Raw genomic sequence first — 22,854 nt, 5'->3', positions numbered from 1 at the left:
TCTGATAAGCACGTAAATAAATAGCTTGAGGTAAAGCCTCGGAACACTCGCATGCTTCTCCCTGTTAGGTATTACGGAGCAATCTGATATTCAGGCGAGAGATCCGAGGTCTTTATTTTAAAAAACAACATGTAACCCGCCCTTAGTATGTTTAGTGTCCATAGAGAAAGCAAGGAGTTGACCTTTTATGATACCAGCAAAAGTTAAGCAAAGTACGAATGTTAGAACATCGTCAGTAAACAAAAATCACCGTTTAAAAAGCACAATCATCGGTTGGTCCTTTGTTATATTATCTGCGGTATTAATATGCCTCTTTTATTTTTACCCAATGATACAAGCGCTTATTATGTCCTTCAAATCAGGAACAGGAACAAATTTATCCTTCGTTGGATTTGATAACTATGTACGCCTATTTGGGGATCCGACATTTAAAGCAACTGTTGTAAATACAGTGATTTATCTTATCGTTCAAGTACCAATTATGATTATACTCGCACTATTTATCTCCGTATTGCTAAATGACAAAACGTTAAAGTTAAAAGGCTTTTTTCGTACAGCTATCTTTCTACCGTGTGTAACATCTTTAGTTGCTTACTCGGTAATTTTCAAATATTTATTTGGTATAGATGGCATAATTAATATCATGCTTACGAAGCTAAACATTATCGAGCAGCCTTTACAATGGTTAACAGACCCTGTGTTGGCTAAAATCACAATCATTATTGCTATTACATGGCGTTGGACTGGCTATAATATGATTTTTTACTTATCAGCTCTACAAAATGTTGACCAATCTATTTATGAAGCAGCTCGCATTGATGGGGCTTCAGCAGTGCAACAGTTTTTCAAAATTACGATTCCGATGCTTAAACCAATTATTTTATTTACATCAATTACGTCAACAATCGGTACGCTTCAGTTATTCGATGAAGTTATGAATATTACAAGAGGTGGTCCTGGTAACGCAACTATGACGATTTCTCAATATATTTATAACTTATCGTTTAAATACACACCGGACTTTGGGTATGCAGCAACCGTTTCATATACGATCGTTATTATGATTGTGCTATTCTCTATCCTTCAGTTTAAAGCGGCAGGTGATAAAAATGCGTAAGTTTAATAAAATTCTAGGATACTTGTTTCTATCTGTAGTAGCACTTGTCTCGATATTTCCTTTTTTGTGGATGATTGTAAGTGCAACGAATGAGTCGGTTGATGTTACAAAAGGGCGACTTCTTCCGGGCACAGCCTTTATTGAAAACTTTCAAAAACTACTAGATACAGCCGATATTGGAACGGCATTCATGAATTCAGCAAAAATTTCCCTAGCTACTACTGTACTATCATTACTTATAGCGTCCCTTGCAGGATACGGGTTTGAGATTTACAGAAGTAAAGCAAAAGATATGGTATTCAACTTCTTACTATTATCTATGATGATCCCATTTGCGGCTTTAATGGTACCGTTGTTCAGAATGTTTGGGAAGATTAGTCAAGTAGCTCCTTTTATTGGTATTGACACACTTTCGGCGGTAGTTTTACCAACCTTAACGACTGCATTCCTTATTTTCTTCTTCCGTCAAAGCACGAAGATGTTTCCTAGAGACATATTAGAAGCAGGGAGAATAGATGGGCTAACAGAATTAGGTGTGTTTTTTAGAATTTATGTACCAACGATGAAAACAACATACGCAGCAGCGGCTATTATTACGTTTATGGCAAGCTGGAATAACTATTTATGGCCATTAGTGGTGTTACAGTCACCTGAAAACCAAACGATCCCATTGCTTATTTCTAATTTAGGTTCTAGTTATGCTCCAGACTTTGGTGTTATTATGACAGCAATCGTTATTGCAACCTTACCAGCAGCAATTATCTTCTTCATCATGCAAAAGCATTTCGTAGCCGGTATGATGGGGTCAGTGAAATAATGGGTCCATCCCCCCGCTTAACGGAGGGCTGATCCTTACTAGGATTCAGAGTTACATTACGGGATCCATCCCCCTGTCAGGATGCAGAGTTACATTACGGGATCCATCCCCCTGTTAGGATGCAGAGTTACATTACGGGATCCATCCCCCTGTCAGGATGCAGAGTTACATTACGGGATCCATCCCCCTGTCAGGATGCAGAGTTAATAGCGGGAACATAGGGTGCAGTGTTAAAGTGGTGAAGAGATTTGTGGCAGCATCGTATGTTTGAGGTGCGGAGTTCGATTTTTTAAATGTATGAGTCTGGTGTTTAGTGTGAATTATGAGTCGAACTTTGCTGGATACAATCGAATTTTGTCGGTACGTGGTACCAAGTAAAATCCATGCATGGGAAACTCAGTCGTATCAACGGTTCGAAAATTGTAGAAATATGTCGGTACCATGTACCAACAAAAACATACAAAAACCGACAACCAGGCATGCTACTTTTTCTACGTCCCTTTTAATATGGACCTATAAAATGCAAATCTATTATCAATTTTTACTAGAATACAGTATATAACTTAAGGACGCGGGACATCCCATAGTGGTGCAGTATGTTTGTGCGAAAACAGAGCTAGTCCCGCTCCTATCCCGGTAAATGAATAGAGTAAAGGTCAGGGGTACGACAAGAAGTCCTGACAAAAAATAGTAAAGCTAGTATAATGATTTTAGACTAGTTTACTAATTTTTTACTAATATTATAAAAATATTGAAAGCGTAATCAATAAGGAGGATTGTTTTAATGACCAACACACAACCAAGCTTAAACTGGTTAGCAGATCCAGCAGTGTTTGCCGTGAATCGACTTCCGGCGCATTCCGATCATGTATATTATGAAACAATGGAAGAGGCTAAGCGGAGAAGCCCGATGAAGCTTCGCCATAGCCTTAATGGAGATTGGAAATTTAACTATTCTATCAATCCATCAAGTCGACCGGAGGATTTTTACAAACTATCGTTTGATAGCAATAGTTGGGGAGACATTACTGTTCCAGGACACATGCAGTTACAGGGATACGGTAATCCACATTATGTAAATACGATGTACCCTTGGGATGGTCATAATGATATTCGTCCTCCTGAGATTCCTACTGATTTTAATCCGGTGGGAAGCTACGTAAAGACATTTACGTTGCCATCCCAAATGGTAAGCAAGCGTGTGTGTATCTCTTTTCAAGGAGTAGAAACAGCCTTCTTCGTTTGGTTAAATGGAGAATTTGTTGGTTACAGTGAAGATTCATTTACACCTGCCGATTTTGACTTAACGTCGTACTTATTGGATGGTGAGAATAAACTCGCTGTTGAAGTCTACCAAAGAAGTACAGGTAGTTGGTTAGAGGATCAGGATTTTTGGAGATTTTCAGGGATATTCCGTGATGTGTATTTATACACAGTACCAGATATACATGTGTTTGATGCCGATATTCGTGCTGAATTAGACGCTACTTTTACAAAGGGTACATTAAACGCGGATATGACGTTTCTTAAGGGAGTACCGGAAAAAGCTAAGGTAGTAGGCGAGTTGTATGATAGAGCTGGTCAATTAGTAGCTAGCTCAAATGGGGAGCTTAAAAATAAAAGTGGTCAGCTTTTGATACACATTGATAATCCAGAGCTATGGAGTGCTGAACAGCCTTATCTTTATACCCTTTATCTTCAAATTTTTAATGAGTCTGGGGACTTAGTAGAGGTAGTGCCGCACAGAATAGGCTTCAGAAGATTTGAGCTAATTAATAAAGTTATGCATATAAACGGGAAACGTATTATTTTTAAAGGTGTTAACCGTCATGAGTTTAACTGCTATCACGGTCGCACTGTGTCGAAGGAAGATATGATTTGGGATATTAAAACGATGAAGCAGCACAACATGAACGCTGTTCGAACATCTCACTATCCAAACCATTCGTTATGGTACGAGCTTTGTGATGAATATGGGTTATACGTTATAGACGAAATGAATTTAGAGACGCATGGTTCTTGGCAGAAAATGGGCGTTGTTGAACCTTCATGGAACATACCAGGAAGTAACTCTGAATGGGAAGATATCGTAATGGATCGTGCCATATCTATGTATGAGCGTGATAAAAATCATCCATCTATCATTATTTGGTCAGTTGGAAATGAATCGTATGTCGGGGATGTGCTGTTACATGTGGCGCGCTATTTCAGACAAGTAGATTCAGGGCGTCTTGTTCACTATGAAGGTGTATTTTATGATCGTGCATATAGTGAAACGAGTGACATGGAAAGTCGGATGTATGCAAAGCCAGCTGATATAGAGGCATATTTGAATGATAATCCGGATAAGCCGTATATAAGCTGCGAATATATGCACGCGATGGGTAACTCAGTTGGTGGTATGTACAAATATACTGATTTAGAGAAAAAATATCCAATGTACCAAGGTGGTTTCATATGGGACTATATTGATCAGTCTCTTATAAAAAAAGACCGCTATGGAAAAGAGTTTTTAGCGTATGGTGGTGATTATGGTGATCGCCCGACAGATTATAACTTCTGTGTGAATGGTCTTATTTTAGGAAATCGTAAGCTAACACCGAAAATGCAGGAGGTTAAGTTTTTATATCAAAATATAAAGCTGAATCCTGACGAAGCTAGTGTGGCGATTACAAATGATAACCTATTTATTGATACATCAGACTATTATTTAGAATATACGATGCTACATGAAGGCGAAGAAATATATCGCGGCAAGTTAGATGTAGTAGTTGAACCTTTAACAACTAAACAAGTAGAGCTAACGTGGCCGGATGGCTTAACCGTGCAGCCTGGTGAGTATTGTATTCATACATCTTTTAAACTAAAAGAAGCCACGTTATGGGCAGATGCTGGCCATGAAGTGGCATTTGGTCAATTGATTTTTAAAGTGGCCGGAGCCGATGTGCAAGTCTCTAACAAACCATTTAGAGTGGTGCATGGTGATATTAATCTAGGTGTGCACGGTGACGACTTCACGGTTATGTTCTCAAAGCAAATGGGAAGTCTTGTATCTATAAAGTATGCGGGACGCGAAATGATTTCTTTCCCACCTGCGCCTTTATTCTGGCGAGCAACAACAGACAACGATCGTGGGAACGGACAGCCATTCCGATCTAATATGTGGTTCGCTGCTAGTTTTGCTAGGCATTGTGTTGGATTTGATGTGCAAGAAGGTGAGACTAGTGTAGATGTAACATTTACGTACAAGCTAGCAGTTAGTGCCGAAGTAGAAGTGAGAATAACATACTCCGTCTACGGTGATGGTAGTATCGGTGTGAATGCCGAGTACGAAGGGGCTGAAAACCTCCCACAAATGCCAACGTTTGCGGTGTCGTTCAAAGTACCAGCGGACTATGATACGTTAGAATGGTATGCAATGGGACCAGAAGAGAATTACATTGATCGTTGTTCTGGTGCAAGACTTGGTATTTTTAAAAATAAAGTAGTAGACAATGTGACACCTTATTCTATTCCACAAGAGTCTGGTAACAGAACTGGGGTAAGACGTGTTAATGTGACGAACGAAAAGGGACACGGATTGCAAATCGCTGCCGCTCATGAGCCGCTAGAATGTACAATCACTCCTTATACAGCGCTCGAGTTAGAAAATGCATATCATCATTATGAGCTGCCAAACGTTCACCATACTGTCATCACGGTAGCTGGAAGACAGATGGGTGTGGGCGGTGATGATAGCTGGGGTGCACCTGTACATGATGAGTATTTGATACAGGCAAATCAAAAACTAGCGTTTTCGTTTGTCATTCGTAGAGTATAACATTAACGAGCCAGGCTTATAGGAGCTTGGCTTGTTCCTTAGGAGGATACCAATGCAAATTCACATAAATGAAGACAAGCAACAGTTTCACTTAACGAACGGACATATTAGTTATATTTTTCACGTGATGAAAAATGGACAACTAGGCCATCTATATTATGGGAAAGCATTGCGGCATCGTGAAGATTTCTCCCACTTACAAGTGTATGATGTGCCAACAGCCGCGAGCTGTCATATATATGCAGGTGACCCTGCATTCAGCTTAGAAACAGTGCGACAGGAGTACCCAGTGTATGGGAACTCGGATTTTCGTGAGCCAGCTATTGTGGTAGAAAGATTAGGTGTGTCGCATATCCCACAGTTCACGTATGAGTCGTACCGTGTGTTGGAAGGTAAACCAAGCCTTGACGGGTTACCAGCTACTTACGTGGATCGTGCGGAAGATGCGGTAACACTTCAAATTATGTTGCGTGATGAATTTTTAGGAGCTCAGCTGACGCTTCAATATACGATATTCCGTGACAAGCCTGTTATAACAAGAAATGCGTGCATCTTAAATGAAGGTACACAGCCATTAGTGTTAGATAGAATGATGGGCGCATCTTTAGACCTCCCGGATAAGGATTTTATGTTTGTTCACTTGGCAGGTACGTGGTCGCGCGAGCGCTACGTCAAGGAACGGAAGCTCGAGACAGGTATTCAGTCTATATCTAGTATTCGCGGAGCAAGCTCACATCATCACAATCCGTTTATGGCAATGAAGCGATTTGATGCAACGGAGCATACAGGTGAAGTGTATGGCTTTCAACATGTTTACAGCAGTAACTTTTTAATGCAAGTTGAAGTAGATCACTATGATGTGGCCCGACTATCAGTTGGGATTCATCCGTTTGGGTTTCGCTGGAACCTTAAAAACGGTGAGACATTCCAAACCCCAGAGGTTGTGATGGTCTATTCTTCTGCTGGCTTAAATGGTATGAGCCAAGCATTTCACAATCTATACCGAGATCATTTGATTCCTTCACAATGGCGGAAGGTAGAACGTCCAGTGTTAATCAACAACTGGGAAGCAACCTACTTTAATTTTGATGAGGATAAGCTTGTAAATATTGCATCATCAGCAAGTGAGCTAGGCATTGAGCTATTTGTTTTAGATGATGGATGGTTTGGAAAAAGAAACGATGATACGTCATCGCTAGGTGACTGGTTTGTTGACTATGCCAAACTACCGAATGGATTAGCAAGTTTAGCCGAAAAAATTAAGTCTACGGGCATGAAATTCGGACTTTGGTTTGAACCAGAGATGATCAGTCCTAATAGTGAGTTATATCGTGAACATCCAGATTGGGCTGTTGGTTTGCAAGGTCAGCCGCAAACGTTAGGTCGTAATCAACTCGTTCTTGATTTTTCAAGACAAGAAATCGTCGATTACGTATATGAAAAAATGGCCGGTATTATCCGTGCAACAGGGTTGGCATATATAAAGTGGGATATGAACAGAAATATTACAGAGGCCTTTTCTACAAAATTAGCCTCTAATGAGCAAGGCGAGTTTTTCCATCGCTATATTTTAGGCGTGTATGCGTTATACGAAAAATTGACGAGTGAATTTCCACATGTGTTGTTTGAGTCTTGTGCAGGTGGCGGAGGTCGCTTCGATCCAGGTATGCTATACTATGCACCACAAGCATGGACAAGCGATGACACAGATGCGGTGGAACGACTGAAAATACAATATGGTACGTCGTTAGCGTACCCATTGTACAGCATGGGTTCGCACGTATCGGCTGTGCCAAACCACCAAACATTACGGTCGACACCTTTACAAACGCGTGCAAACACTGCGTACTTTGGTACCTTTGGCTATGAACTAGATCCTCTATCTTTATCAGATGAAGAAAGAGAAGCGATTAAGATACAGGTTGAGTTTTATAAGCAGTATCGTGAATTGATTCGAGATGGTGATTTTTACCGATTGAGAAGTCCATTCGAGGGCAATGAAACGGCGTGGATGGTTGTTAGTCGTGATAAAACAGAAGCACTAGTCGGCTGGTATAAAGTTTTAGCCACACCAAATGGTGCAAAACAACAAGCGATCCGCTTAATCGGCTTAGACGAATCAATGGTGTATGAAGTCGTATCCAGTGGTGGTCACTATTACGGGGATGAATTGATGACAGTTGGCTTGCAGCTCCCAACGGAATTTAACGGAGTAAATGCCCAGGTCGCCAAACGCGGTGGTGACTTCCAATCCGAGGTGTTTTATTTAAAAAACATAGCAAACAAAAAAATATAATGCTTGGCAGCATGGGGACGGTTCTCATGCTGCCTTTTATGCGTTTAGGATGGCAGAGAGGGGACGGTTCTCATGCTTCCTTGAAGTGAATGTATGGCAAATTGGTGAATATCGACACGAGAGTAGTGAAATTCGACATGCAACCGGTAGATAATCGACACGAGAGTGGTGAAATTCGACATGCAACCGGTAGATAATCGACACGAGAGTGGTAGATATTCGACACGCAACCGGTAGAAATTCGACACGCAACTGGTAGAAAGCGAAAAAAACGTAATTTCACCATCAATCCGAGTGCCGAGTGCCCGACAATCACTTCAGCAGACCTTTCGATATATCCTCCCTTCTACACGTATTTAATTCCGACTATAAAAATCCGTCGAGTGTTTTTTTCATATTTTGTTATAATTTAAGCAGCATTGGTTTGTTCGACAAAAATTGAGGAGTGACCACATCATGTTTAAAACGGTGGGAGTATTGGCACATGTGGATGCAGGGAAAACGACGTTCGCAGAACAGCTTCTTTATCATACAAATACTATTCGACAAAGAGGGCGTGTAGACCATAAGGATACATTTTTAGATAGTCATGAGATAGAGAAAGAGCGAGGTATAACGGTTTTTGCCGACCAAGCAACTTTTTCTTTTAAAGATTCGTCTTATTATATAATTGATACGCCAGGGCACGTCGATTTTTCAGCAGAAATGGAGCGGGCTATTCAAGTGATGGATGCTGCGATTGTGATTATAAGTGCTGTTGAGGGAGTCGAAGGGCATACGGAAACAGTTTGGCAGCTGCTACAAAAGTATAATGTACCAACTTTCTTTTACATTAATAAAATCGACCGAGTTGGGGCTGATGTCGAAAGGGTTCTACAAGATATACATGCCAACTTAACGACTGAATTGTGTGATATTTCACTTCTCGACACTATGCCTCAAGAGCTAATCGAAAATATTGCTGAGCGTGATGAAACATTACTAGAGTACTATCTTCACAAAGGATATGATAAGAACGTGTGGCTCGAAGCATTACGCGCCATGGTCATGAACAATAACGTCCATCCTTTTATAACAGGCTCCGCTTTACAAGATATCGGTGTAACGGAGTTTTTAGATACTTTGCATGCTTTGACCCAAACGGACTATCAAGAAGATACTCCGTTTTCGGGGATAGTTTACAAAGTACGCTATGATGAAAATAACCAGCGAATCGCATTTGTAAAGGCACTTAGCGGATCGTTACACGTCCGTGATGAAGTCCGATACAACGATGATGACCAAGAAGTCTATGAAAAAATAACTCAAATTCGTGTATACAATGGTAGTAAATATAAAACAGTAGACAAAGTACAAGCGGGGGAGCTTTTTGCTGTTGTGGGTTTATCGATGGCATCGGACGGGACTGGTTTAGGGTCAATAGCAAATAAAAGTAAAACAACTTACAATATTATTCCAACTATTAAATCAAAAGTAATATACGATCCATCACACCATGTTAAGGATGTACTTCGCTATTTTAAAATATTGGATGAAGAGGATTCTGCATTACATGTTACATGGGATGAGCGCTTGCAAGAGATTCATATACAAGTAATGGGCAAGATTCAATTAGAAGTACTTCAGCAAATTGTAAAAGACCGTTTTGGTATCTCTGTTACTTTTGGCCAGCCTGAAATTATTTATAAAGAAACAATAACAAACACAGTTAGAGGGTATGGGCATTTTGAACCGTTAGGTCATTATGCAGAGGTGCATCTACAAATAGAGCCTGCTATTAGAAATAGCGGAGTACAGTTTTCAAACAATTGTCATGCGAATGACTTAGCGATAGGACATCAAAACCTTATTCGTCAGCACGTATTAGAACGTGGTCACCATAGTATACTAACCGGTTCCGCACTTACCGATGTGAAAATAACTTTACTAACAGGGCGTGCTCATAATAAGCATACGTCTGGGGGAGATTTTAAAGAAGCTACCTATCGAGCGATTAGGCAAGGGTTAGAAAAGGCCCAGATGATGTTACTTGAACCGTACTATGATTTTAAAATTAAAGTTAATATCGAACAAATGGGACGTATAATTTCTGATATACAAAAAGCTCACGGATCGATTCAACCTCCACAAACCATCGGTGAAACATCAATATTAACAGGAAAAGTACCGGTCGCAACTTTTCTAGATTATAGTATAGAGTTTGCCGCTATAACACAAGGGAGAGGCAGTCTGCAGCTCACATACGGTGGATACGGTGATTGTCATAACGCAACAGAAGTGATAGAGCAAGCTGGGTATGATAAAAATGCAGATTTCATGTACACATCTTCATCTATTTTTTGTGCGAAAGGAAAAGGGTATACAGTATTGTGGGACAGAGCTGAAGCTGAGATGCACTGCTTGAAAGGATGAACAGTAAAAATAGAACACAGAATGAGACAACTCACATAATCATACAATTTATGGTAAATAATAAATTTAAATCTCTTAACAGACGATCTTCATGTATAATTTAGTATAATAAAAAGTTTGTCTAAGATTGGTACTTACTTTCACACGGCAGTTATTATAATATAAGAACGTAACAATATATTAATTACTATTTGCTATAAAAAATAAGTTAAAGCAGGGTGAATCATTAATGTGTGGATTTATAGGGTGTATTCATGAAACTGAAGCAGCCAATAGGGCAGATCAGTATCAACAGTTATTCGAAGATATGAATAATATCATAACTCACCGCGGTCCAGATGATTCAGGTTATTTTCAGGATGAGCACATTAATTTTGGCTTTAGACGATTAAGTATCATCGATATTGAAAATGGACATCAACCGTTATCATATGAAAATGAGCGGTACTGGATTATTTTTAACGGGGAAATTTATAATCATGTTGAGCTGCGAAATGATCTTACTGAGCAGGGCTTTTACTTTGAAACAAGCTCAGATACAGAGGTTATTATCGCTTTATATAGTATGTATAAAGAAAGAACGCCTGAAAAATTACGTGGTATGTTCTCATTTTTAATTTGGGATAAGCAAGAAAAGCTTCTATTTGGGGCGAGAGATCAGTTTGGCATTAAGCCGTTCTTCTACATGGAATATCAAGAAAAAACGTATTTTGCTTCTGAGAAGAAAAGTATTTTACTAGCTATGAAAAACATCATTATTGATAATGCAGCATTGCAGCATTATTTAACATATCAGTATGTTCCAGAGCCAGCGACTATGTCTGTTGGTATTAATAAGCTTTTACCAGGTCATTATTTCACGAAAAAAGTTGGCGAGAAAATGCAAATTTGTCAATATTGGAAGGCCTCATTTACTCCTGTTACTTCAACAGAAGATGAGCTTGTGAAGGAGATTCGCGATGTTTTGTATGATTCGGTAAACGTGCATATGCGCAGTGATGTACCAGTAGGATCATTTTTATCAGGTGGAATTGACTCTTCTTTTATTGTTTCAATCGCAAAAGAATTCAATCCAAACATCAAAACGTTCTCTGTCGGCTTTGATCATAACGGGTTTAGTGAAATTGATGTGGCTAAAGAAACAGCTGACAAATTGAATCTTGAAAACATTAGCTATGTTATTTCTCCAGAAGAGTATATGAAGGAATTACCTAAAGTAGTATGGCACTTCGATGATCCATTAGCAGATCCAGCCGCCATTCCACTTTACTTTGTTGCTCGTGAAGCTAGAAAGCATGTAACGGTCGTTCTTTCAGGTGAAGGTGCCGATGAACTGTTCGGTGGCTATAATATTTATCGTGAGCCGCAAGATTTAGCTCTGTTTAACAAAATTCCAACGCAGTTAAAAACAGCCTTGAAGAAAATATCGCACATCGTTCCAGAAGGTGTAACAGGAAAGAGCTTTATTGAGCGTGGTTGTACGCCAATGGAGGAGCGTTACATTGGAAATGCGAAAATGTTCAGTGAAGAAGAAAAAGAACTTATTTATAAGTGGTATAAGAAGGATATGCACTATCTTGATATTACAGCACCATTTTATGAAGATACAAAAGGCTATGACCCGGTTGAACGGATGCAATATATAGATATTCATACGTGGCTACGTGGTGATATTCTTTTAAAAGCAGATAAAATGACGATGGCTCATTCATTAGAACTACGCGTGCCATTTTTAGATAAAGAAGTATTTAACGTCGCGTCGCGTATAGGGACAGAGTTCAAAACGACAAACAACACAACAAAGTATATTTTACGTAAAGCGGCGGAAGGTATTGTACCAGACCATGTGTTAAACCGTAAAAAGTTAGGCTTCCCAGTCCCGATTCGCCATTGGCTGAAAAATGAAATGCATGACTGGGCGGTTCAAATCATTCATGAAAGTCAAACGAGTCACTTAATCAATAAACAAGCTATGTTACAGCTTTTAGATGATCATTGCAAAGGAAAAGCAGATAACAGCCGAAAAATTTGGACTGTGCTGATTTTCATGATCTGGCATCAAGTTTATGTAGAGGATAAATATAGCTTTCAAACAACTAAAGAAATCGTGTTGAGCTAACAAAAGAGCCTGAGGTTTTGACCTTCAGGCTCTTTCTAACATTTTGGAAGTAAATAACTCTACATCTAGAGGAGTATCCAGCTCCAGGGCCCAACGGCTCGAAAGAAAATTTATAACAAAGTTCAATCAAGTTCAATCACTCGGACACGTAAGTAATCGCTTGACTTCCCATTTGTGTCCAAGCTTTTAAAAAGTCACCTATAGGGGCTTTTTTATTTTTCATGCCTGTTAAGGGGTCATTAAAAATAATATAGTCTTCATTATATCCTGTTATTAAAACAGCATGCATTTTATATGTGATGTTGATTGGACCCGAAGGTGTTTGCCATGTTTCAAATGCCTGTGCAGGAAGCTCTTTGTAAGTCGTATTGGTAACGACCCAAACCGGATAATCGTTAGATACATATAATTGTATGTCCGCATAGCTTTTGTTTGTTAAGTTTACTACATTTGGTAAATATTTATTAGCAAGCTGTAAAATAGGTTCGTAATACACGCCATATCCTGGTTTAGAAAGATCGTACATATTGCCGACAAAGCCAGTATGAGGATCACCAAAATGAACGCTACTATCCTTTTTCATATATGGTGTGGGGTCTTTGGCAACTTCTTCTGCAAGCACCATTTTAGAAACAGAGACCCCAGCATAGTTAAGAAGCATTGCTAAGCTAGTAACCTCGCAACCCCTTGGAAGCTCAGGATACTGTGGAATTACCGGTGCATCGAGCAACACTTCGGCCTTTATTTCTTCGGTAAGAATCGGAGCCTCATCCTTTTCGACGACGATGGGAGCAGCTGCTGTTATCTCGCTGTCTTCATTTAATGTATGCGAACTAGCTACTTTATTATCATAATTTAAAAAATTAGATTCATATATAAAGAGAAACATAAACAGTCCGAAAAAAAGAACATTATAGCTATGCGCTATTTTGCGGTAGCGCTGATTGATAATCTTTTTATATAGACTCAAGGTAATGACCAAAAACATAAACGCTGATAAAAGTAGAGGAACAATCATATTCATTATCCTTTTTCATAAGAGTAATATACTTATTATTTTACCCGTTTTTTGTGGAATTGTGTAAAAGAAAAGAGTATTTTGTCAGGTGAAAAATGTGGGAAATTACACATAAAAATAGTGATTGATATTTTTGTAGATGATGCTAATATTTAATTGTTTAGAATATTACTATATGGAGTGTGGTTACACATCTATGAAGATGGTCTCTTTTAATGCATATCGAACGATGGGTATCCCAGGTGTGCACTATATTAAGCCTGATAATATGTTTAAAGAGATAGATGCTATCCGTCATGCAGATATTGTTCTTTTTCCTGAGACATGGCAGGTGCCCGCTTTAGTGCACGGCTTGAAAAAAAAGATATTCCCAAGTATTGAAACATTACAGTTAGGGTTTAGCAAAATTGAAATGACTAGAGCGTTATGGACAGTCGCTCCAAAGCACGCTCCATATACAGAGATTTTAGCAAATACACCAACTAATGTAGCGAATATATTGGATACTTTTCCCTTCCCGTTCGTTGCTAAGGAAGCAAGAAACTCAATGGGGAAAGGTGCCTTTTTAATAGAAAATGAACGGCAATTTCTTGATTACGCTAGCAAAAATGAAGTGTTATACGTTCAAGAATACCTTGAGAATGACGGGAAAGACTTACGTGTGTGTGTAATTGGTGATGACATATTCACTGCGTATTGGCGAGTGGGGCAAGAAGGAGAGTTTCTTCATAACATCGCACAAGGTGGCGAGCTTTGCTTTGATTTTATCCCACAAGAAGCGTGTGATCTTGTCCTACAAATAGCGAAAGAATTAAATATTAATCATGCTGGCTTTGATGTAATTGTGAGTGGAGGGAAATATTATATTCTAGAGTTTAACGTTTTATTTGGTAATCAAGGCATTCACACGATGGGGCTGTCAGTTGAACATGCGGTTTACAATTATTTATTACGTGAACATATACCGCCATTTCCAACATCCCCTATTACCTCGAGAAAAATTATTTCATAATCATGCTACTAAAGCCTATTTAGAAATAAAAATAATATGTTGAAAAAGGGAACGGGCGGCCGTTCCCTTTTAGCTATTTAACATGATTGTGGAACTGAATATAACTTCTTTTCAGAAAATTACCTCTACTTATCTACCTTTACACTGTCTAGAATCATGAAACAAGTTATAATTAAGTAACATAGGGTGGTTTCACAAGGTGGAGGCGATGAAAAAATGAGTGAAATAAATATTATGAATCAGCTAAAATTACCAAATACAATATCCAGTTTACGAGAGGAATTATTATCGCTTGGTTTAGAGCGAGGAATGGTTGTTATTGTGCATTCGTCATTAAGCTCCCTAGGATGGGTATGCGGTGGTCCCGTAGCCGTTGTGCAAGCAATAATGGACATAATTGGTGAAGAAGGTACTATTGTTATGCCAACTCAAACCGCAGATAATTCTGATCCTGCTGACTGGCAACGTCCTCCTGTACCTGAAACATGGTGGTCCATTATTCGTAACGAAATGCCTGCCTATCATCCTCAAGTAACACCTTCAAGAGGAATGGGAGTCATTGTGGAGACGTTCAGAACCATGCCAGGTGTAAAAAGAAGCAATCATCCGATGTATTCCTTTGCTGCGTGGGGGAAATTTGCAGACTATATAGTAAGTGAGCAGCCTCTTGAAGCTGGGTTTGGTCTACAATCGCCCTTAGCTAAAATATATGAACTAAATGGATATATTTTGTTACTAGGTGTTGATCACGATAGTAATACGTCGCTTCATTTTGCTGAACATGCCGTGCAAAATCGTAAAAAGGTAGAAAAAGGTGCAGCTTTGCTCCAGGACGGAAAACGTGTATGGAAAGAATATAGTGAAATCCTATATGATTCAGATGTGTTTGAAGCGTTAGGACAAGATTTTGAAAGCAAGTATGCTATTCAATCGAAAAGAGTGGGCGCAGCTATGTGCAAACTAATACAACAACGAACGATTGTTGATTTTGCAAGTAAATGGATAGCAGCAAACCATCCAAATAATGAATAATGTTCAACGACATACAGCAAACCACGTTCTATCATAAGTAAGAATTAAAAGAAAAACCCGGAAGCTAAGGTCTGCTTACGGGTTTTTCCTCTGAGCAATTGGTCGTTCAAAAAAATCGTCTACAGCATATCGTTACACGAACCTATTCAATCTCAAGAATACAAAATTTTTGTCATAATTAAGCGAACGAATTAATAGGATTTACAATTGAAAACTAGTAAAAGGCGTAGTACAGTTATACTAACCGGTTAGTATGTTAAATCACTAATCATAAAAGGAGTGATAATATGATTCATTATCGAACTTGTCCTCTTTGTGAAGCAACCTGTGGCTTAGAAATTCATACGGAAGGAAATGAAATTATCTCCATACGAGGAGATAAACTTGATCCATTTAGTAAAGGACATATTTGTCCGAAGGGATATAGTTTAAAAGAGCTACATGAGGATCCAGATCGTTTACGAAAGCCACTTGTTCGTAATGGAACGGATTGGAAGGAGGTTTCTTGGCAAGAAGCGCTATCTGAAGTGAAAAAGGGACTTCGTAACGTCATACATACATATGGCCGTGATGCAGTGGCGGTCTATCTTGGGAATCCAAATGTCCATAACCTAGCAGGTCTTCTATATGTCCCAACCTTTTTAAAGACACTTCGTAGTAAAAATACTTTCTCAGCGAGTACGATGGATCAAATCCCGAAGCAGCTAGTAGCAGACATGATGTACGGCAGTGACTTCAGTGTGCCAATACCCGATGTGGATCATACAGATTATATGTTAATTATCGGCGCAAATCCCTTTGTATCAAATGGCAGTATGATGACAGCACCTAACATGAAAGAACGCCTCAAGAATATACAAGCTCGTGGTGGTAAATTTGTTGTAATTGATCCCCTAAAAACTCCTACAGCTAAAGCGGCAGATGAATATTACCCAATCCAGCCTGGAACAGATGCACTATTTTTGTTTGCCTTAGTGAATACGATTTTTGATGAAAAATTAGTGCGCCTAGGTAAACTCGAGCAGCACACGAATGATCTAGAAAAAGTAAAGAAATTAGCGGAAAGCTTCTCGCCAGAAGCTATAGAAAATACGTGTGACATACCTGCCATGACTATTCGTAAAATTGCTAGAGATCTCGCGAACGCAGAAAAAGCAATAGTTTATGGACGAATGGGGACATGTACACAGGAGTTTGGCACACTGTCTACTTGGCTCATTGATGTGCTAAACATTTTAACGGGAAATTTAGACAGTGAGGGAGGCGTATGTTTTCCAAAGCCTGCGGTTGGTGCTAGAAATGTTAACAAACCTTTAAGAAAAAAGGAAACATACCGGTATGGACGGTTTTATGGTGCAGTCAGTGGCTTACCAGAGGTATTAGGAGAACTACCTGTTTCTACATTGGCCGATGAACTAGATCATGCCAAAGCCTTTGTAACAATCGGTGGCAATCCTATTCTTTCAACACCAAATGGTAAACGCTTACAAACTAAACTCCGTGATCTTGATTTTATCGTAAGTGTGGATTGCTATTTAAATGAATCAACAAGATTTGCAAATGTTATCTTACCAGTTCCTTCACCACTAGAACGCTCACACTATGATGTAGCTTTTTATCATTTAGCTGTAAGAAACATTGCTCACTATTCAAAACCAGTGTTCGATTTACCCGCACTTGACGAATGGGAGGTTCTTCTGCATCTAACCGAAATCGTCAGTGGAACTGATATGGGAGGGGACCCAGTAACATACTTAGATGATATGACGATACAATCCCTGATTCGTGCTGAGGTGAAAAACCCAAAATCACCTATATATAAACGAGAGCCAGAAGAAATTTTTTCAAACTTATCAGCATATCGAGGACCAGAGAGGATGCTAGATTTCTTATTACGAGTAGGTCCATATGGAGATGGATTCGGTCGTGACGTAAAAGGATTAAACCTCGAAACTCTAAAGAAACAGGAGCACGGTGTAGATCTTGGACCATTAAAAGAAAGGATTCCGGAAGTACTGCTAACTTCTACACAAAAAATAGAATTAGCGCCTGAGCCCATTATTAAGGATATTCCAAGGCTGCATACGAAGTTAAAGGAGAGTCTTCCTCCTTTCGTACTAATTGGAAGGCGTGATCTGCGCTCGAACAACTCTTGGATGCACAATCTCGATGTTCTGGTGAAAGGGAAAAATCGCTGTACGTTGTATATGAATCCACACGATGCGATGGACGTGAATATCGAGGATGGTGATGCAGTTAAGATTACATCGCGTGTAGGAACTATAGAAATCGATGTGAAACTACAAGAAGATATTAAACGTGGTGTAGTAAGTATCCCGCATGGCTGGGGGCATCAATTTGAGGATACACGCATGCAAATAGCAAGAAAGCATGCTGGTGTGAATGTAAATGATCTTTCGGATTCAAATGTTATGGATGCTGTGTCTGGTAATGCCGTTTTCAATGGCATCCCAGTCAACATTGAGAAAATACTCGTAAAAGAGGGGGAGGAAAAAGAGTGGCAATCTACGCTTTAAATTTATTTAATTTAAAAGATAAACAAAGCTATGCTACATATTCGAAAGAGGCGAATAAAGCGTTAGCTAGGCACGGAGGAAAGGTGGTGGCAGTAGGAGATCTCGAGTCGTCACCAGTAGGAGATGTTAAACCTCGTCAAGTATTATTAGTAGTAGAGTGGGAATCAAAAAAATCAATCACAAACTTTCTGCAGGATCCTGAAATGGAGGAGTTTCATCCTTATCGTGATAAAGGGCTTGATGATTTTGTGTGGCATTTGTTTGAGAAGCTAGAGGACTTACGACCTGTTTTAAAAGGATAAATGTAAAATTTAAGCACAAATTATTAAATAAATGGTAAAAATTTAACAACACCTTTGATAAATTAAACAAATAAAAACATGCTATTATCTCAACAATAAAAATGAAAATTTAACATGAAAAGAGGTAATAGCTATGCAAATGCATGATAATCAGGGGTTTTCACATGATCAGTTTAAGTTGTCTAAATCAGGGTTTGATCCTGCTATGCCAGGTCACTCTAATCAGCACATGAATGAAATGGTGCTAAGACAAGAACCACGGACAGCAAGAAAAGAAGGATCCGGAATTAGCCTTCCATATGAAACAAGACTAGAAATGGGTCTAATGCTAGATGAGCATTTATGTGCTTTATGTGTCGCTCTTAATCAATATACGAAGCACCACTGGTTAACTGAAGGTGCTGAATCATTTGGCAGTTTGCATCATATTCTTGAAGAGCATATTGAAGTAACGCAGAAGCATATTGATATGGTAGGGGAGCGTGTGTCACGCCTAGGTGTGGTACCGACAGCTCACCCAGTTACACAACATGAAATCTCATATATTAAGCATGAAATGGAAGGCCGCTATACAATGCGTGATTTCCTCCGTAATGATTTAGAGCATGAATTGAAAATTCAAGGTATGATGAGAAAAACAATTGATCGCGCCCATGAATTACATGATTTTGGGACGGTACAAGTGTTAGAACAAGTTTTATTAAAAAGAGAGGACTTCGGATATCACATTTGGAGTCTACTTGAGGATGACTCTTTAGTACGCGGTATGACGCATCTTCTTGATGGCAATCAAGATATCGCGAGCAATCGTCACTTAAACGACAACTTACCGCAATAACGTATGAGGGCAAACGAGTCATTCGTTTGCTCTTATTTTTCTATGTCAAGAACTAAGGCGTTGGGCACTTAAAACACATGAGGATATAAATAACACCAACTATCACAGGGACATTGTGTTACACATAATATGCTACGAGAGTTTCTACATTACAGAGAGGGAGACAGGCATAATGTATGTGAATCACAATTATCCATATCACCAATTTGTAGGTATGTATCACTACGGATACCAGCCAACAAGGCAGTGGTACCAGTACCCACCCTATTTTGACTACCAAAATTATAATTCTCGCCAACAGCCGATAAAAGCTCAAGCAGTCTGGACAGAAGGCGGTCCAGTCACAAAATGTGGCATACCATGGTCCAAGAATGAATACATGACTGTAGCGGTGACGGCAGGTGCTCCGTACGAGTGCGGACAAACTTTGAAAGTGCGATACCCACCGACGGGCCGCGAAATAATTGTTACCGTCGTGGACCAATCAACAGGTTCTTCACCCAACCAACTCATACTTCATAAACAAGCATTTGTAGCATTGGGAGTAAGTCCAGACATGGGTATCATTCCTGTCGAGTTCATACCTACACCAGAACTAGAAGCAGAGAAATGGGGTAAATATTTATTAGAAGTCACACAAGTAGCTTACCCAGGATATGACATAACGGACTATAACAAGGTCGAAGAGAAAAAGCTTTCTGCGGATCGCATCCAAGAAACGTATGAATTCAAAGTGGAATCCACGCAAGAAAAGCTCACAATCCGAGGAAGTGTAATTTATAATACAAAAACGAATAAGGTCATTTCTTTTGATATAAAAGAAGTATAAGTCTTTTAACCTAGATTAGTGTTAAGCTCCAAACCCCTAGCCAGCTTTTCATCTAAGAATAATCTTCCTTGAGTATTTTGTGAAAAGCATGGATATGAAATATGATGCTTTTCACAGCTCGAGTTCTTAAGTCGTCTCTCTCTGGGAGGAGATTCTCTTCCTGCGGGGGGACGACTTAAGCTGGTATAGGCTGAGCAAGGTGCTCGCAAATCGGTAAGCGCTTTCAACGTACTGAATATACTCCATATTAGTTTACATGCGTAATCCTCTCTGCATGTGAGTATACATTAAAGGAATTTCCTCTAATAAATCCAACAGCAGTAATATTTAAGTCAGTTGCTAATTTAATGGCCAAGTCTGTAGCAGCTGATTTTGAAAGCACAATACCAACGCCAATTTTAGCCGCTTTTAATAACACTTCAGATGATATACGTCCACTAAATACTAAAATTTTATCACGTACAGGAATTTGATTAAGTAAGCTATATCCGAATAATTTATCGAGTGCGTTATGTCTACCAATATCAGCGCGTGATACAATGATGTCTTCTGGGGTACAAAGTGCAGCATTATGTACGCCACCCGTCTCTTGAAACACATAGCTAGCTTGTTGCATCTGTTTCATTAAGTTAATACATTGGTCGGCAGATACAGTAGTTTTTGACATAGAAATTTTAGCAGTTTTTGCATCATTTACTAAATAAAACTGACGACTTTTACCGCAGCATGAACCTATAAATCTTTTAGAATAGTGCTGGTGATTTGTTTCAACATTATGGTGTAAGTGAACGTAGGCACTTCCGCGACTCTCGTCAATTTGAAATGATCTGATTTCTCTTCTAAAACGAATGACACCCTCTGACGCTAAAAAGCCAATGATTAACTCTTCTAAATCAGTTGGAGTACAAACCATAGTCGCAAACTCAGTGTCGTTAACGTAAATAGTTAACGGGTATTCCGATACAATGGTATCCTTCATATATACAAATGAATTATTAGTATATTTTACAATTTGTTGGTGGACACTCATATTTGACATCATTGTAATCACCCATTTTCTAAGATTAATAAAAATATAAACACAATTAACACCATTAAACAAGTATAAAACTTTCTTTCTCTTAAAAAAATTAGAAACGAAGAAAAACAGATATTGCCATATTTTAAATATAATGATATGCTTTTGTCAAAGTTCATAATTTCGTCACATTTTGGTGTAGGGCAGCGAACCTGTCTACTAGATTAAGGTGAAGCGAAAAATGAAAGCGATTAACAGTTGGTCATGATAGTAGCGAACCTGCTAGAAACTAACCGTCAGTCCACTTTGCTATACCCAATTTGCGTATAGAGTGGTTGGCGGCTTATTTTATTTAAGCAAAACTTAAGGGGATGAGCGCATGGGGAAAATGAAAAACCGTTGGCTAATCGCCGTTTCGGCAGTCGGAATTCATATTTCAATAGGTTCCGTATACGCATGGAGTAACTTCACAAACCCATTGATAGATGAATTCGGTTGGTCAGCAAAGCAAGTTCAATTTACGTTTAGTTTAGCTATATTATTTTTAGGTTTATCTGCCGCTTTTCTAGGCCACTTTGTTGAAAAATATGGACCAAGAAAGGCAGGGCTCCTTGCTGCGGGGTTTTTCGGTGCTGGTATCATCGGATCTGGTCTAGCGGTTAATGTAGGCTCACTTCCGTTACTGTATGTAACCTATGGTGTGTTAGGAGGAATAGGATTAGGGGTCGGGTACATTGCTCCTGTTTCTACGCTAGTAAAATGGTTTCCAGACCGTAGAGGATTAGCAACGGGCTTAGCTATTATGGGGTTTGGCTTTGCTGCTGCTATTAGTAGTCCTATCATGGATTCACTTATAAAATCAGTAGGAACAGCGAACACATTTTATATTTTAGGAGTATCATATTTTGCTATTATGACTCTATCTTCTTTATATCTTGAGAAGCCACCAGTTGATTGGGTGCCAGCAGGCTTCAAAGCTAAAGTGGAAGCAGGCAAAACTAAACAAGATTTATCACAGTTAACGGCTAATGAATCAATCAAAACATCTAGATTTTATTATTTATGGTTAATGCTTTTCATTAATGTGACATGTGGCATTGCCATTTTATCAGCTGCAAAGCCGTTAGCACAGGAGAGTATTGGGTTATCTACTGCTGAAGCAGCCGCTCTTGTAGGGGTGCTAGGTATTTTCAACGGATTAGGTCGTATTGGTTGGGCGTCTGTCTCAGACTATATAGGCCGTCCAAATACGTATACAACTTTCTTTGTGTTACAAATTGTTATTTTCGCTATCCTACCACATACAACAGAAGCAATATTATTCCAAGTGCTGTTAGCAATAGTATACACGTGTTATGGTGGTGGGTTTGCTTCAATCCCAGCGTTTATCGGAGATATGTTTGGAACAAAACAATTAGGCGCTATCCATGGTTACATCTTAACAGCATGGGCAGCAGCTGGTTTAGCAGGACCAATGTTTGCAGCATGGGTAAAGGATACAACAGGTTCATACGCAGCTAGCCTGACATTCTTTGCTGGATTGTTCGTTGTGGCTCTAGTTGTTTCCTTATTGATTCGTCGTGATATTAAAAAGCTCCGTTCAAAGCAAGCAGCGGAAGCGAATCAGTTCGCAATGTAATAGTTTTTAAAAAAATGTAGCGTATGCTAAAATTTTAATCATGCTAGA

15 protein-coding genes are annotated in these 22,854 nt (G+C 39.2%); 13 read left to right on the top strand and 2 right to left on the bottom strand.

The genetic code is table 11. The features are described from left to right. Nucleotides 1–187 precede the first annotated feature (187 nt). The 6 genes from EJF36_RS20720 to asnB all read left to right on the top strand — a co-directional run bounded on the left by EJF36_RS20720 (nt 188) and on the right by asnB (nt 12,581). Complete coding sequence (locus EJF36_RS20720; RefSeq protein WP_125908119.1) at nt 188–1,117, top strand: carbohydrate ABC transporter permease; 930 nt, start codon at nt 188–190, stop codon at nt 1,115–1,117. Beyond that, nucleotides 1,110–1,934: a carbohydrate ABC transporter permease gene (locus EJF36_RS20715; protein WP_125908118.1), complete on the top strand. Its 825-nt coding sequence runs from the start codon at nt 1,110–1,112 to the stop codon at nt 1,932–1,934. Before EJF36_RS20720 ends, EJF36_RS20715 begins: the two co-directional genes overlap by 8 nt. A gap of 784 nt (nt 1,935–2,718) precedes the next feature. Next, nucleotides 2,719–5,754, top strand: coding sequence for a beta-galactosidase, LacZ type (lacZ, locus tag EJF36_RS20710; RefSeq protein WP_125908117.1), 3,036 nt, complete (start codon nt 2,719–2,721; stop codon nt 5,752–5,754). Between the two features lie 52 nt (nt 5,755–5,806). Then, a complete protein-coding gene (locus EJF36_RS20705) occupies nt 5,807–8,050 on the top strand; it encodes an alpha-galactosidase (RefSeq protein ID WP_125908116.1) in 2,244 nt (747 codons plus the stop codon). A gap of 456 nt (nt 8,051–8,506) precedes the next feature. After that, nucleotides 8,507–10,462, top strand: a complete 1,956-nt coding sequence (locus tag EJF36_RS20700; protein WP_125908115.1) for a GTP-binding protein — start codon at nt 8,507–8,509, stop codon at nt 10,460–10,462. 229 nt (nt 10,463–10,691) lie between these two features. After that, the gene (gene asnB / locus EJF36_RS20695) at nt 10,692–12,581 is read left to right on the top strand and encodes an asparagine synthase (glutamine-hydrolyzing) (RefSeq protein WP_125908114.1); all 1,890 of its coding nucleotides are present in this window, start codon (nt 10,692–10,694) and stop codon (nt 12,579–12,581) included. 136 nt (nt 12,582–12,717) lie between these two features. Here asnB and EJF36_RS20690 read toward each other — a convergent pair whose 3' ends face one another. Beyond that, nucleotides 12,718–13,599: a C39 family peptidase gene (locus EJF36_RS20690; RefSeq protein ID WP_125908113.1), complete on the bottom strand. Its 882-nt coding sequence runs from the start codon at nt 13,597–13,599 to the stop codon at nt 12,718–12,720. Between the two features lie 196 nt (nt 13,600–13,795). Between EJF36_RS20690 and EJF36_RS20685 the strand changes: the two genes are divergently transcribed. From EJF36_RS20685 to EJF36_RS20660, 6 genes are all read left to right on the top strand, one after another. After that, complete coding sequence (locus tag EJF36_RS20685; RefSeq protein WP_125908112.1) at nt 13,796–14,611, top strand: ATP-grasp domain-containing protein; 816 nt, start codon at nt 13,796–13,798, stop codon at nt 14,609–14,611. Between the two features lie 216 nt (nt 14,612–14,827). After that, the gene (locus tag EJF36_RS20680; RefSeq protein WP_312028279.1) at nt 14,828–15,643 is read left to right on the top strand and encodes an AAC(3) family N-acetyltransferase; all 816 of its coding nucleotides are present in this window, start codon (nt 14,828–14,830) and stop codon (nt 15,641–15,643) included. A 287-nt stretch (nt 15,644–15,930) separates the two neighbouring features. Beyond that, nucleotides 15,931–18,180 (top strand): molybdopterin-dependent oxidoreductase, encoded by a 2,250-nt coding sequence (locus EJF36_RS20675; RefSeq protein ID WP_125908111.1) that lies wholly within the window; start codon nt 15,931–15,933, stop codon nt 18,178–18,180. Continuing rightward, nucleotides 18,162–18,482 carry a DUF1330 domain-containing protein gene (locus EJF36_RS20670; protein ID WP_125908110.1) on the top strand — a complete coding sequence of 107 codons (321 nt, stop codon included), beginning with the start codon at nt 18,162–18,164 and terminating at the stop codon, nt 18,480–18,482. Before EJF36_RS20675 ends, EJF36_RS20670 begins: the two co-directional genes overlap by 19 nt. A gap of 133 nt (nt 18,483–18,615) precedes the next feature. Continuing rightward, nucleotides 18,616–19,320, top strand: coding sequence for a Dps family protein (locus EJF36_RS20665; RefSeq protein WP_125908109.1), 705 nt, complete (start codon nt 18,616–18,618; stop codon nt 19,318–19,320). Nucleotides 19,321–19,492: 172 nt separating this feature from the next. Further along, nucleotides 19,493–20,149 carry a DUF3889 domain-containing protein gene (locus EJF36_RS20660; protein WP_260471964.1) on the top strand — a complete coding sequence of 219 codons (657 nt, stop codon included), beginning with the start codon at nt 19,493–19,495 and terminating at the stop codon, nt 20,147–20,149. Between the two features lie 247 nt (nt 20,150–20,396). Here the strand turns inward: EJF36_RS20660 and fdhD are convergent, their stop codons facing one another. After that, nucleotides 20,397–21,191 carry a formate dehydrogenase accessory sulfurtransferase FdhD gene (gene fdhD, locus EJF36_RS20655; protein ID WP_125908108.1) on the bottom strand — a complete coding sequence of 265 codons (795 nt, stop codon included), beginning with the start codon at nt 21,189–21,191 and terminating at the stop codon, nt 20,397–20,399. Nucleotides 21,192–21,555: 364 nt separating this feature from the next. Here fdhD and EJF36_RS20650 point away from each other — a divergent pair, with 364 nt between their 5' ends. Then, nucleotides 21,556–22,806, top strand: a complete 1,251-nt coding sequence (locus EJF36_RS20650) for an L-lactate MFS transporter (RefSeq protein ID WP_125908479.1) — start codon at nt 21,556–21,558, stop codon at nt 22,804–22,806. The last annotated feature ends 48 nt before the right edge of the window (nt 22,807–22,854 follow it).

Origin of the sequence: Bacillus sp. HMF5848 (assembly GCF_003944835.1) — a bacterium.
GTDB lineage: Bacteria > Bacillota > Bacilli > Bacillales > HMF5848 > HMF5848.
This window is presented reverse-complemented; position numbering and strand designations above follow the sequence as displayed.

Excerpts from the sequence above, each read along its gene's own strand:
- EJF36_RS20720 (WP_125908119.1), top strand. The coding sequence starts at position 188 with ATGATACCAGCAAAAGTTAAGCAAAGTACGAATGTTAGAACATCGTCA.
- EJF36_RS20715 (WP_125908118.1), top strand. The coding sequence starts at position 1,110 with ATGCGTAAGTTTAATAAAATTCTAGGATACTTGTTTCTATCTGTAGTA.
- lacZ (WP_125908117.1), top strand. The coding sequence starts at position 2,719 with ATGACCAACACACAACCAAGCTTAAACTGGTTAGCAGATCCAGCAGTG.
- EJF36_RS20705 (WP_125908116.1), top strand. The coding sequence starts at position 5,807 with ATGCAAATTCACATAAATGAAGACAAGCAACAGTTTCACTTAACGAAC.
- EJF36_RS20700 (WP_125908115.1), top strand. The coding sequence starts at position 8,507 with ATGTTTAAAACGGTGGGAGTATTGGCACATGTGGATGCAGGGAAAACG.
- asnB (WP_125908114.1), top strand. The coding sequence starts at position 10,692 with ATGTGTGGATTTATAGGGTGTATTCATGAAACTGAAGCAGCCAATAGG.
- EJF36_RS20690 (WP_125908113.1), bottom strand. The coding sequence starts at position 13,599 with ATGATTGTTCCTCTACTTTTATCAGCGTTTATGTTTTTGGTCATTACC.
- EJF36_RS20685 (WP_125908112.1), top strand. The coding sequence starts at position 13,796 with ATGAAGATGGTCTCTTTTAATGCATATCGAACGATGGGTATCCCAGGT.
- EJF36_RS20680 (WP_312028279.1), top strand. The coding sequence starts at position 14,828 with ATGAGTGAAATAAATATTATGAATCAGCTAAAATTACCAAATACAATA.
- EJF36_RS20675 (WP_125908111.1), top strand. The coding sequence starts at position 15,931 with ATGATTCATTATCGAACTTGTCCTCTTTGTGAAGCAACCTGTGGCTTA.
- EJF36_RS20665 (WP_125908109.1), top strand. The coding sequence starts at position 18,616 with ATGCAAATGCATGATAATCAGGGGTTTTCACATGATCAGTTTAAGTTG.
- EJF36_RS20660 (WP_260471964.1), top strand. The coding sequence starts at position 19,493 with ATGTATGTGAATCACAATTATCCATATCACCAATTTGTAGGTATGTAT.
- fdhD (WP_125908108.1), bottom strand. The coding sequence starts at position 21,191 with ATGATGTCAAATATGAGTGTCCACCAACAAATTGTAAAATATACTAAT.
- EJF36_RS20650 (WP_125908479.1), top strand. The coding sequence starts at position 21,556 with ATGAAAAACCGTTGGCTAATCGCCGTTTCGGCAGTCGGAATTCATATT.